Here is an 11,957-nt window from a genome sequence, read left to right as displayed (position 1 = left end):
TTGACATACTAACCCTTATCCTGACATTAAAGACAGGTTAATTGGTTAAGAATTGTCAAAGTACCGGAGGCTGGATCAGTGGTCAGCGGTTGCGCTGGATGATTCCCATCAGCTTGTACATCAGCTGTGCGGCGGCAAAGTCATAGGCGTGAAAGCCCTCGATCGGCGCAAATTCCAGCAGATCGAAGCCGATAATCTCTCTTTGTCGCGCAACGGATTCGAACAAGTTGAGGGTCTGGTACCAGCCGAGACCACCGGGTACCGGGGTGCCGGTGGAAGGGAAGACCGATGGGTCCATACCGTCCACATCCAATGTAAAGAAGACTTTCTTGGGGAAATTCTCCGGTAACTGGAATTCCTGCACATTGTTGGGCACCAGTTGGTGGGCATCCAGATAGCCCACGTTGTGGTCCTTGCGGGCTTGAACTTCCTCTTCGCAATAGGCGCGGATACCCAGCTGAAATAGGGGAACACCGGCTTCTACCACTAGACGCATCACGCTGGCGTGGCTGTGTTTGTGGCCCTCATAGCGATCGCGAAGGTCGGCGTGGGCATCGATCTGCACCACGCCAAAATCGGTTTCACCGGCGTCCAGTAGCCCTTTGATAATACCCCAGGTCACCGAATGCTCACCGCCGATACCCACCGGCATCTTGCCAAGCGCCAACACTTCTTTGGTGGCTGCGGCGATATTCTCCATCACCTGTTCTGCAGGGCCGGAAACCGAGACCGGCGAGCGGGTGTAGATGCCCAGGTCACAGGGGTTGGAGAAGTTGTCAAAAGTTTCCAGTTGCCAGGATGCTTCCAGGATGGAGGCCGGGCCCTTGCCGGTGCCGCCACCGTAGGAGACGGTTTCCTCATAGGGGATGGGGATAATGTGAAAGAGGGCGTCTTCCGGCTTCGGCTGCTCGATTTCGGAGCCGAGAAAAATGGGGTATTCGTTTTCTGACAACATCTACTGGTCCTCTGGCGGAGGCAATAACTCATTGCCTGCCGCATCTATCTCTATCGGCACTTTTTAGGAGAGGCGCTCCTTAAAATCTTCGTAGCCGAAAGTTTTGATCATCTTCAGGTCGTCGGTATCCGAATTCCACAGGGCGATAGCCGGTAGGGGGATACCGTTAAAAGTATTGGTTTTCACCATGGTGTAGTAGGCCATTTCCTCGAACACCAGTCGCTCGCCAATCCGCAGTGGTTGACTGAAACTGTATTCGCCGATGCTGTCGCCGGCCAGGCAACTCTGTCCGCCCAGGCGATAGGTGTGGGGTAAGTCACCGGGGCGAGCGGCACCGGTAATTTCCGGTCGGTAGGGCATTTCCAGCACATCGGGCATATGGCAGGTGGCAGAGGCGTCGAGGATGGCTTGGTTTTCACCATTCCAGGCGATATCCACTACTTCAGCCACAAGGACTCCTGCGAACAGGGAGATGGCCTCACCGGGTTCCAGGTAGACCTGTACATTGTGCTTGTCGGAAAAGCTGCGCACCGCTTCGACCAGCTCATCCACCTGGTAATCCCGGCGAGTAATATGGTGGCCGCCGCCGAAATTAATCCACTCCATTTGTGGTATCAGATCGCCAAACTTCTCCTCCACGGCAGCGATTGTGCGCTGCAGAGGTTTGAAATCCTGTTCACATAACGTGTGGAAGTGCAGGCCACTGATGCCTTCGAGGGACTCTCCTTCAAACAGCGAGCGCACGATGCCCAGGCGCGAACAAGGGGCGCAGGGGTCGTAGAGATCGGTGTGGCCCTCGGAGTGCTCGGGGTTGATACGCAGGCCAAAACGCAGCTCTGGCCGCTGCTGTTGCATATCCAGGCACAACTCCCGAAAACTCTTCCACTGGGAGAAGGAATTGAAAATTACATGGTGGGCAAATTGCAGTATTTCCCGTAGTTCCTCATCCTTGTAAGCGGCACTGAAGACATGAACTTCCTTGCCTTTGTCGCGACCGCCGTACTCTTCGAACCCCAGTTTGGCTTCGTGCAGGCCACTGGCACAGGTCCCGGATAGATATTCAGCCACGATGGGCCCGGTGCTGAACATGGAAAAGGCCTTGAGCGCTGCCAGTACCTTGGCACCGCTGCGTTCCTGTACATCGGCGAGCAGTGCCAAATTATTGCGCAGGGCAATTTCATCGATCACAAAACAGGGAGAGGGAACGCGGTAGGGATCGAAGCTGCCGAAATAGTCAACGGGGGGAGTGAGGTCCATGGTGCGTTATATCCTGGTGCGGCGGGGCGGGCACTGGAGTCCGCCCCGCTAGGTCGGGAAAGAAGCGATTTACTGGAAGGGCTTATCCAACCAGGTTTCCTGCCAGGGCAGGCCGTACTTGTTCAGGTCATCCATAAAGGGATCCGGGTCCATCTGCTCCATATTCCACACGCCGGGCTTCATCCACTTGCCTTCCAGCATCATCTTGGCACCGATCATGGCCGGTACGCCGGTGGTGTAGGAGATCGCCTGGGATTGAACTTCCTGGTAGCAGTCCTGGTGGTCACAGGTGTTGTAGACGTAGTAGATCTTCTCTTCGCCGTCTTTGCTGCCGCGAATAATGTTGCCGATGCAGGTCTTGCCCTTGGTCAAGGGGCCGAGGCTGGCGGGATCTGGCAGCAGCTCCTTAAGGAACTGGATAGGTACAATTTGCTGGCCCTGGAATTCCACTGGCTCAATACCGGTCATGCCGACGTTTTGCAGGACTTCCAGGTGCTTCAGGTAGCTCTCGCCAAAGGTCATCCAGAAGCGCGCGCGCTCGATTTCCGGGAAGTGCTTGGACAGGGACTCCAGCTCTTCGTGGTAGAGCAGGTAGATATCCTTGTCGCCAATGCCTTCGGGGAAGTTGAAGACGCGCTTTTCTTCCATCGGCTTGGTGGTTACCCACTGGCCGTTTTCCCAGTAGCGGCCGTTGGCGGTGATCTCGCGGATATTAATTTCCGGGTTGAAGTTGGTGGCGAACGGCAGGCCGTGGTCACCGGCATTGCAGTCGAGGATATCCAGGGTGTGGATACGATCGAAGTGGTGCTTCTTGGCGTAGGCGGTAAATACGCTGGTGACGCCGGGATCGAAGCCGCTGCCCAGCAGTGCCATCAGGCCGGCCTTCTCGAATTTTTCCTGGTAGGCCCACTGCCACTTGTACTCGAACTTGGCCTCTTCCGGCGGCTCGTAGTTGGCGGTGTCCAGGTAGTGCACGCCGGTTTCCAGACAGGCATCCATAATGTGCAGATCCTGGTAGGGCAGGGCCACATTGATGACCAGGTCAGGCTTCACTTTTTCGATCAGCTTTACCAATTCAGGCACATTGTCCGCATCTACTTCAGCGGTGTCGATTTTGCGCGGCAGCATAGCGGCAATCTTGTCGCACTTGCTTTTGGTGCGGCTTGCCAGGGTGATATTTTCAAATACCTCAGCAACCTGTGCGCACTTGTGCGCAACCACCTGGCCGACACCGCCGGCGCCGATGATCAGTACGTTGGCCATAAAGATCTCCTTAAATCTGCGGCTAATGTTACCGCTATATTCTCAAAGGCGTTGGCGCCTCATTTTTAAAATTTATTTTTCAAAGTAGGTGTAACCGCTCATGCTGGCGGTATAGGTTTGCAAAATCTGTTTGCGTTGGGCAGCGGTAATCAACCCTTGCTTGACGGCGCGTTCTGCCAGGCGGCGGAAGCGCTCAAACAGCGCCTTGGGCTGGTATTCCACGTAGCTTAACACGTCAGAAATACTGTCACCGTGAATCTCGTGGCTGAAGTCTATGCTGCCGTCTTCCTGGATGCGCACACTCACGACATTGGTGTCCCCAAACAGGTTGTGCAGGTCACCCAGGGTTTCCTGGTAGGCGCCAATTAAGAAGGTGCCGAGAATATAGTCCTCGCCATCCTTTAGCTCGTGTAAAGGCAGGGTTTTCTGCTCTTTTTCCCGGCCAATAAAGCGGTCGATCTTACCATCACAGTCGCAGGTGATATCGGCGATGATGGCGGAGCGGGTCGGCGCCTCGTCCAGGCGGTGGATCGGCAATAGCGGGAACACCTGATCAATAGCCCAGATATCCGGCACCGATTGGAATACGCTCACATTGGCGTAGTAGATATCCGACAGCACTTCCGGCAGCGCCTGCAGGTCTGCGGGAATTTCCTCGGCTTCATCGAGCAGTTTGCGAATATCCTGGGCGCCCTGTAGGAACAGGTTTTCCGCATTGGCGCGCTCGCGCAGGCTCACCTGGCCGTGCAGGTACAGGGAGCGCACCTCGTCGCGATAGTAGAGCGCGTCGTTGTAGCTCTCTTGCAGGTTTTTGGGGGTGATACTGCGCACTGCGTCTTGCAGGTTGAGCAGCATCTGGTGGTCGCCCTCGCTGATTTTGGTGTGTTCGAGTTCCACCGGTTCGAAGCGGGTGGTGTCGAGAATATCGAACAGCAGCACCGAGGAGTAAGCCACAGTGGCGCGGCCGGACTCGGTAATAATCACCGGGTGCGCGACGCCCTCGCTATCGAGGGTGCCCATAATGGCTTCCACCACATCCACACAGTACTCGTCCAGGGAGTAATTTTTGGAGTGGGTGTAATTGGTTTTACTGCCGTCGTAATCCACCGCCAAGCCACCGCCCAGATCCAGGTAGCCCATCGGCGCGCCCTCTTCCACCAGATCGGCGTAGTAGCGGCAGGCTTCCAGCACCCCGGTGCGGATATCGCGGATATTCGGCACCTGCGAGCCCAAGTGATAGTGTAATAACTTGAGACAGTCGAGCATATCGTGGTTGCGTAGTTGATCGACCATGGCGATCAGGTCGTTACTGCCCAGGCCGAAAATACTTCGGTCGCCACTGGTCGCATTCCAGTAGCCGCCCACCTTGGAGGCGAGTTTTACCCGTGCGCCGATATTTGGGCGCACCTGCTCGCGCTCGGCGCAGCGGATAATAGTCTCCACTTCCGAGGGCGTTTCGACGACGAAGAAAACCTGTACGCCCAGGCGTTGGGCCTGCAGTCCGAGGTTAATAAATTCCTCGTCCTTATAGCCGTTGCAGACGATCAGGGATTCGGTGTTATCCAGAATGGACAGGGCAGCGATAAGTTCTGCTTTACTGCCCGCCTCCAGGCCGTGGTTAAAGCGGCGGCCGGCATTGGCAATTTCTTCAATGACCTGACACTGCTGGTTCACCTTAATGGGGAACACGCCGCGAAAAACATTGCCGTAGCCGCAATCGTCGATAGCGCGGGCAAAGGATTCGTTAATCCGGGCGATCTGCGCTTCGAGTAAATTCTCAATACGCAATAGCAGGGGCATACCCAGGCCGCGCTCGGTGGCGCCTCGGGCAATGTCCATCAGCGAAACACTGTGTGTTACCCCGTTGGGGCCGTCGACTTGCAGTGAAATTTCACCATTTTCGTTCAAATCGAAATATCCGGCGCCCCAATTGCGGATGCCGTAGAGCTCGGCCGAATCTTCGCAAGTCCAGTCTTTTACTTGTTGCTTTTTCATGGCGCCTTTCTGTTGATATTGGCGGGCGCGAATCTTGGGCCCAGCAGGGCCGGAAAGCAATAACTATAGATAAAAAAACGCTAATTTTTGCGCACTGAAAAGTAAATGGGGAGCGAGTGGGTGGCCAGCTCTTTTGCACTCTGCGACAGGGGGCTGAAGAAGGTGATTGATCTGCGCAAATTTGAGTAAAAAAAGGCGGCCCGAGGGCCGCAGGGAGGGGGGGATTGGGTAATCAGTAATAGGTCGGCTTGGGGACAACCCGGTAGCCGCGGTGGCTATGGTCCCACAGGTAGTAGGTGTCATAAGCCACGTAGTAATTGTGTCCACCGGCTACCACGGTCAGTGCTGATGCTGGCAGGCTGTGCACGATGGCGCCGTGGGGGGCCTGGGCTACTACGTAGCCGTGAGAAGCCGGGCGATAAAAAATTCCATCGCTATAGTAGAAGCCCGCTGTACCGATACTGATACTGACGAAATTACGCGGCAGGTGGCGCCAGCGGTAGCCATAACCGTAGTGCGAGGGGCGGTAGTGGGGGCGGTGGCCGCGATAACCGTGGCGGTAAACCGGTCTGTGTGCCGCGCGGTATTCGTGGCGGTGGCCCTGCTTGTGGCCTTTTCTATGCCCTTTGTTATAGCCTTTGTTGTAGCCCTCTTTATAGGCGTGGCGAACTTCGCGGCGGTGCTGGCGCTCCTCTCTGCGTTCACGTCTGCGCTCTTCTTTCTTGCGCTCTTGTCTGCGGCGTTTCTTTTCCTGCTGGCGGTCGTGATGCTTGTCGTGCTGTTTCTTTAAGTGGCGCTGCTCGCGTTCGGCTCTTCCATATTTGTGGTGGTCGTCCATGGCGCGCTGGTGCCCGCGATGTGACTCGGATAGGGCGGGTGCTGCGATCAGCAGCAGACTTAGGGTGGCGATGGCAGTAGTGAGGTGTTTCATAACATCTCTCCCGAGCGTGGGGCTCTTTTCTTTCAGATCAGGTCTTTTGTGTATCTTGGCGTGAAGTTTGCCCTGGCGGGTCTGAACACTTCCTGAACTGAATGGGGTAAAATTCGGCGGCAATCGACGGCGTAGATTGTGACTAATAGTTCAGGTATGGGCAGAGATTGTCTGGCGGGGCTACAGGCTGGATTCTGCGGTGAAATCTTATTGAGAGCGGCAATTTTGCTATGTTGAGACACCTGGTCTCAGCGAGTATGATGCCGCGCTGATTCATAGTGAGCGGTAGCAAGATGCAAGTCTTCCACCACGTAGCAAGTCTGCGCGAGGCGCTGGCCCAGGCCCGCAAAGACGGCAAGACCGTCGGCTTTGTGCCAACCATGGGCAATCTGCACGATGCCCATATAGAGCTGGTCAAAATCGCCCAGCAACACTGCGATCTGGTTGTGGTATCCATCTTCGTCAACCGACTGCAATTCGGTTTGAATGAGGATTGGGATAAGTATCCGCGCACTATGGAGCGGGATATGGCCAGCCTGCGGGAAGCGGACTGTGACTTCCTGTTTCATCCGGATGAGAGTGAGATTTACCCCAACGGCATGGACCAGCAGACCCGCGTGGTTTGTCCGGCGATGACCGATGTCCTGTGCGGCGCCAGCCGGCCGGGTCACTTTGAAGGGGTCACCACCGTAGTTTCGAAGCTTTTCAACATTGTGCAGCCGGATAAGGCTATTTTCGGGATTAAGGATTTCCAGCAGTTAGCAGTGATCCGCCGTATGGTGGAAGACCTGTGTATGCCGGTGGAAATTGTGGCGGCGCCGGTGCACCGTGAGGAAGATGGCTTGGCAATGAGCTCTCGCAATGGTTATATCACTGCGGAAGAGCGACCGAAGGTTGCTGTGCTCAACCAGTTACTTAACTGGGCCAAGGATGAAATTGTGGCTGGACGCCGGGATTTCGCCGACCTCGAGACAGAGGCGCGCAAGCGAATTGAAGAGAGTGGCTTTCGAGTTGACTACTTCTCCATCTGTTACAGCAAGGATTTACAGCCAGCGGCAGATGACGATAAAGAAATCACGATCCTGGGAGCTATGTACACCAGTGCAGCGCGCCTGATCGACAATGTTTCCCTGGAACTCTGAGGGGCATCCAACTATGCAAATTGAAATGTTGAAGTGCAAGTTGCACATGGCCGCAGTGACTCAGGCCGAACTCTGGTATGACGGTTCCTGTGCAATTGATGAGGACCTGGTAGAGCTGGCTGGCCTGCGTGAATTCGAGAAAATCGATATTTACAATGTGAGCAATGGTGAACGCTTCCACACCTATGTGATCCTCGCGGAGCGGGGTTCCGGTATTATTTCCATGAACGGCGCCGCTGCACGTAGAGTGCAGGTGGGTGACCGCATTATTATCGCTTCCTATGCGCAGATGACAGAGGGCGAAGCCGATAACCACAAGCCCAAGCTGGTCTACCTGGATGAGAATAACAAGGTAGAGCGCAGCACTAATACTATTCCGGTTCAGCTAGCCGAAGCCTGATTCTTTTCGCTACAGGGCGTTGTGTCCTGTAGCAACCCCGCTGCTTATTGACCAGACATTAATAACACTTCCTGATTAAACCTCTTTTCCAGGTAGGACTCGTCCAGGGTGTAGTGCCAGAGATTTTTCTTTTGTCCTTTAGCTAAAGCGATTTCGCCGATTCTGCCAGGGTTATATTTAATCGGTTGGGCGAGTTGGTAGTTGGCGATGGGGTCCCGATAGGCCTCCTCTAAAGGAATTATCTCCCAGCCTTCCTTCCTCAGTCGTTCAGCCAGATCACCAATAAACAGGGCTGAAATATCCATTTCATGCAACAGTATCACGTGCTTTGGGGAGCGCCCGAGATATTTAATTGCCATATCGTCGTAGTACTTAATGCTCGCCATAAGAACGTCGACATAAAAGTTGGAGAGTCTTTCCATATCAACTGCTTTCCCATCTTTTACTGCCGTTTGGAAAAGTTCCTCGATATACCAGTCGTAGTTATTTAAGGTGATATAGGCGTTTTGATAGTTATTTCTCTGTAGTAGATCCCGGATACCATCGCGTTTTTCGACAGTTTCTCCCTCGCGCAGATAGGGAAAGCGAAAATAGGGTTTAAAGTTGTCAAATTGTTGAAGCAGCTGGTGAGCCTGCAAAAAATCCGCTTGATAAGTGGATAGTCCTGTTTCCAGAAAATTGGGATGGCTATGGGTGTGATTGCCAATAATATGCCCAGCCTTATCATAGCGGTGCATCCGCTCCAACCCTTCCTTATTGAAGGATTGAGTATTGGAAAAGAAGGCTACTTTGCCAACTTTATATTCTTCTAAGTTTTCAATTAACGTTTTGGCCCGGGTTGGTCCATCAAAATAACCATCGGCTTTACGTGGGGCATCATCGAAAGTAATTGCCAGTTGTTTGGCGCTAGCGACTGGGATTGCCAACAAGTAAATTATCAATAATATGACTGAACGCTGCATGGTTTATTACTCTAATGAGTTTATTTACGAGCTGTTCGCCAGGCTAGGATTTAGTTGTCCTTCTATTCAGGTTTTCTGTCTTAATTTACTTGTCAGATAACCTGCGATGTCCAGTAGCCTAGGCTCAGTTGCGGTAGAGTACGGCTTCCTATTGTGTCCACTATAGCTTCAGATGTATATGGCCAAAATACTTGTTAGCTCCTGCCTTTTGAACTGCGCCGTGCGATATGACGGTAGTAGTGTTGAGGCCAATAGCGATGATTTTGAGTGGCTTGTGGATACTCAGGAAATTGTTTCCTTGTGTCCGGAAGTGGCAGCGGGATTGCCTATTCCGAGGGTGCCGGCTGAGATCTGTGGCGCAAATGGAACAGAGGTGTTAGATGGAACTGCCGGGGTTATAGGTAGTGATAAAACAGATCTAACTGAGCAATTTATGCTGGGGGCCAAACTGGCTCTGGAATTATGCAGGAAACACAATATCCAGTATGCAGTGCTTACGGAAAATAGTCCCTCTTGTGGAAGTAACTATATTTACGATGGCAGTTTTTCAGGGACAATAATAATGGGCTCTGGTGTTGTGTCTGCGCTTCTTCAAAGGATGGGAATAATAGTTTTTAGTCAACATACTGTTGGGCAACTTAGAGACTTGATAAGTGTATCCAGAGCTAACTAAGTTGTTAGCATCAATAAAATTAGATCGGTAAAAAGGGCATTGGTCACAGTTAGGCCCTATAGGTTGATTAATACCGGCGAAGCCGGTGGCTCCCAGATGTCAGTACGATTAGCGCAGTGTCCCTGAAAATTCTCCTTTTGTGACGCAGCACCCAGCCTGTTAGGTTTTGTCATTTTTAGGGTCCAGATTGGCAGTGACTGCTGTGGCAATAAACAGGTAAGACTGAATACCCTGTCGGCTATTTAAATGGCTGCAGGAGGCAGTGGTGGAAGGCAAGTTTTTTAAAGCCGATAGCAAGTTTATCAAAGCCGCATTGGTACTGGCGATCAGTTCCGCGTTTTATGGCTGCAGCGGTGGCAGCGGTGGTGGTGAAGATCCTGCGCCTGTGGATACCACTCCGCCGAGCCTGACACTGACTCCCGCCAGCGGGGCCTCTATTGCAGCAACCGACACCCTACGGCTGGATTTTAGCGAAGCGGTGGCATTGGAGGATGTGTCCCTAAGTGGCGCCATGCAGGAAATGGGAGAGCTCTCTCAAGTCGATCAGGACACCCTGATCTTAACCCCGATAGCGGAGTGGGCAAAGGGACTAGAACTCTCCCTGACAATTGCCGCGCGGGATGCGGCCGGCAACCAGATGGTAGAGGTTGATGCTCACTATACCGTGGATGAAATTGCCCCTTCCGTAGTCAGTGTATCCCCAGCACAGGAGCGTTTGGAGAAGGATGGCGCAATCACGGTACAGTTTTCCGAGTCGATAGATCACGACAGCCTGCAAATTAGCGGTTCCTTGCTGGATGATGAATACACTCTGACCTGGTCCCAGTCGCGCTTTAATGACGACACCTTGGTGATAGCTCCCAAGAGCCGCTGGCTGTCCGGGCAGGATCGCAGCCTGCACCTTGAAGCCAAAGACCCCGCTGGCCTGGATCTCCCCGCTGAACAGCACAATTTTACTGTGCCATTGTACTTTGAGAATTTTGACAGCGCGCAGGTCGTGATCGGCCAGGATGATTTTTCCAGTGCTTTGACCGCCATCAATGCAAAGAATCTTGGCGAGGGCCCCCTGGGTTCCGCTGCCGTTACTGATGAGGGGAAGTTGTTCGTACCCGATTTTACAAATGATCGGGTGTTAATTTTTAATTCGATCCCCGCAAGTAATGGAGCACCGGCCAATGCGGCGCTCAATAAAGATAGTCTCGACGATATCAGCGTGGGAGATTTTGGTCGCGGGCCCACAAATATCAGTTTTGATAGCGGAAAACTTTTAATAAATTATTTTTTGGGCCCCGAGTACCACAGTATTTATGTTTACGATACTATTCCCGAAGATGGTCGGGCACTGCCTAGTGCCAAACTATCGAAGGACAACTGCCAGGGTAACCACTCCATATATACCAGTGCGATGATTGCGGAGGGGCGCGTATTCGCGGCCTCGTGGTCTAAGGCTCGAGTGGTGGTATGGGATGACTTGCCCTCAATGGAAGATGCGGCACCGGATTGGCTGCTGGGCCAGTCCACACTGGATAATTGCACCCCTAACGACCATGAGCAAGATGGCTCGACTGAGCAGGTCAGTGCTCGCACATTGGCTGCGCCCGGAGATGTGTGGAGCGATGGAGAAAAGTTAGCCATCACCGACTCAGAAAATAACCGGGTACTTCTGTGGAACTCAATGCCTACTAGTAGCTTTGCTCCGGCGGATATAGTTCTGGGGCAAGCAGATTTTGTCAGCAATGAAAGCCAGCCCCCAAGTCGAAAAACCCTGAGTTTATTCGAACGGGGTATCTGGTCGAACGGCATTCAGCTATTTGTAGCGGACAGTGAAAATCACCGAGTATTGATCTGGAACCAGTGGCCACAGGAAAATTTCGCTCCGGCAGATGTTGTCTTGGGTCAGGAAGATTTTGATCGCAGTGCCTTCAACGACAGCAACCAGAATGGGGTTGCTGACGAGGGGGAGTTGCCAAGTGCTGCTACGCTGAAATGGCCCGACGGAATTACCGCTTATGAAGATAAGTTGATTATCAACGACTCGGGTAATAACCGCTTTCTTATTTTCCAATCTCGCTAGTTTTTTCTGCTAAATGTACCGGGCTGGTAACCCGGTACAGGCAAACTTAAGTTGATTTGTTTTCTATTGTTGCGGTCTGGCCCCAGCACAATATTAAATACGCAGTACTTACGGAAAATAGTCCATCATATGGTAGTGATTATATTTACGATGGTAGTTTTTCTGGTGCGAAAATAGTTGGTTCTGGCGTTGTGTCTGCGCTTCTAAGGAGGGAGGGTATAAAGGTATTTAACCAGAATATTGTGGGCAGGCTTAGAAAACTTTTGGAAGTATCCAGAGATAAATAAGTTTTCCAGATATATAGT

General features: G+C 52.8%; 11 protein-coding genes. 5 read left to right on the top strand and 6 right to left on the bottom strand.

The annotated features are described in order from the left end of the window. Nucleotides 1-82: 82 nt before the first annotated feature. From speB to ACJJIS_RS20215, 5 genes are all read right to left on the bottom strand, one after another. Nucleotides 83-955, bottom strand: a complete 873-nt coding sequence (gene speB / locus ACJJIS_RS20235) for an agmatinase (protein ID WP_413664138.1) — start codon at nt 953-955, stop codon at nt 83-85. Nucleotides 956-1,018: 63 nt separating this feature from the next. Further along, complete coding sequence (gene nspC / locus ACJJIS_RS20230) at nt 1,019-2,212, bottom strand: carboxynorspermidine decarboxylase (protein ID WP_444934717.1); 1,194 nt, start codon at nt 2,210-2,212, stop codon at nt 1,019-1,021. Nucleotides 2,213-2,281: 69 nt separating this feature from the next. Continuing rightward, complete coding sequence (locus tag ACJJIS_RS20225) at nt 2,282-3,475, bottom strand: saccharopine dehydrogenase family protein (RefSeq protein WP_444943368.1); 1,194 nt, start codon at nt 3,473-3,475, stop codon at nt 2,282-2,284. 72 nt (nt 3,476-3,547) lie between these two features. Next, nucleotides 3,548-5,470 carry a biosynthetic arginine decarboxylase gene (speA, locus tag ACJJIS_RS20220; protein WP_475708918.1) on the bottom strand — a complete coding sequence of 641 codons (1,923 nt, stop codon included), beginning with the start codon at nt 5,468-5,470 and terminating at the stop codon, nt 3,548-3,550. 232 nt (nt 5,471-5,702) lie between these two features. After that, on the bottom strand, nt 5,703-6,401 hold the full coding sequence (locus tag ACJJIS_RS20215; protein ID WP_413664141.1) for a DUF6515 family protein: 699 nt from the start codon (nt 6,399-6,401) through the stop codon (nt 5,703-5,705). Between the two features lie 293 nt (nt 6,402-6,694). Between ACJJIS_RS20215 and panC the strand changes: the two genes are divergently transcribed. Both panC and panD read left to right on the top strand, forming a co-directional pair. Next, the gene (panC, locus tag ACJJIS_RS20210; protein WP_444895400.1) at nt 6,695-7,543 is read left to right on the top strand and encodes a pantoate--beta-alanine ligase; all 849 of its coding nucleotides are present in this window, start codon (nt 6,695-6,697) and stop codon (nt 7,541-7,543) included. Between the two features lie 13 nt (nt 7,544-7,556). Further along, a complete protein-coding gene (panD, locus tag ACJJIS_RS20205; protein WP_413664143.1) occupies nt 7,557-7,943 on the top strand; it encodes an aspartate 1-decarboxylase in 387 nt (128 codons plus the stop codon). Nucleotides 7,944-7,987: 44 nt separating this feature from the next. Here the strand turns inward: panD and ACJJIS_RS20200 are convergent, their stop codons facing one another. After that, nucleotides 7,988-8,905 carry a polysaccharide deacetylase family protein gene (locus tag ACJJIS_RS20200; RefSeq protein ID WP_475708917.1) on the bottom strand — a complete coding sequence of 306 codons (918 nt, stop codon included), beginning with the start codon at nt 8,903-8,905 and terminating at the stop codon, nt 7,988-7,990. Between the two features lie 178 nt (nt 8,906-9,083). On the opposite strand from ACJJIS_RS20200, the gene ACJJIS_RS20195 reads away from it, so the two are divergent. The 3 genes from ACJJIS_RS20195 (at nt 9,084) to ACJJIS_RS20185 (ending at nt 11,939) form a co-directional block, all read left to right on the top strand. After that, nucleotides 9,084-9,578 (top strand): 2-thiouracil desulfurase family protein, encoded by a 495-nt coding sequence (locus ACJJIS_RS20195; protein ID WP_475708916.1) that lies wholly within the window; start codon nt 9,084-9,086, stop codon nt 9,576-9,578. A 265-nt stretch (nt 9,579-9,843) separates the two neighbouring features. Further along, entirely contained in the window at nt 9,844-11,652 is a 1,809-nt protein-coding gene (locus ACJJIS_RS20190; RefSeq protein WP_475708915.1) for an Ig-like domain-containing protein, read from the top strand. Between the two features lie 56 nt (nt 11,653-11,708). After that, nucleotides 11,709-11,939, top strand: coding sequence for a 2-thiouracil desulfurase family protein (locus ACJJIS_RS20185; RefSeq protein ID WP_444895396.1), 231 nt, complete (start codon nt 11,709-11,711; stop codon nt 11,937-11,939). Nucleotides 11,940-11,957: the final 18 nt, after the last annotated feature.

Source organism: Microbulbifer maximicatervae (SeqCode), assembly GCF_056231245.1.
Note: the sequence above shows the minus strand (reverse complement) of the source record. Positions and strands in the feature narration are given on the sequence as shown.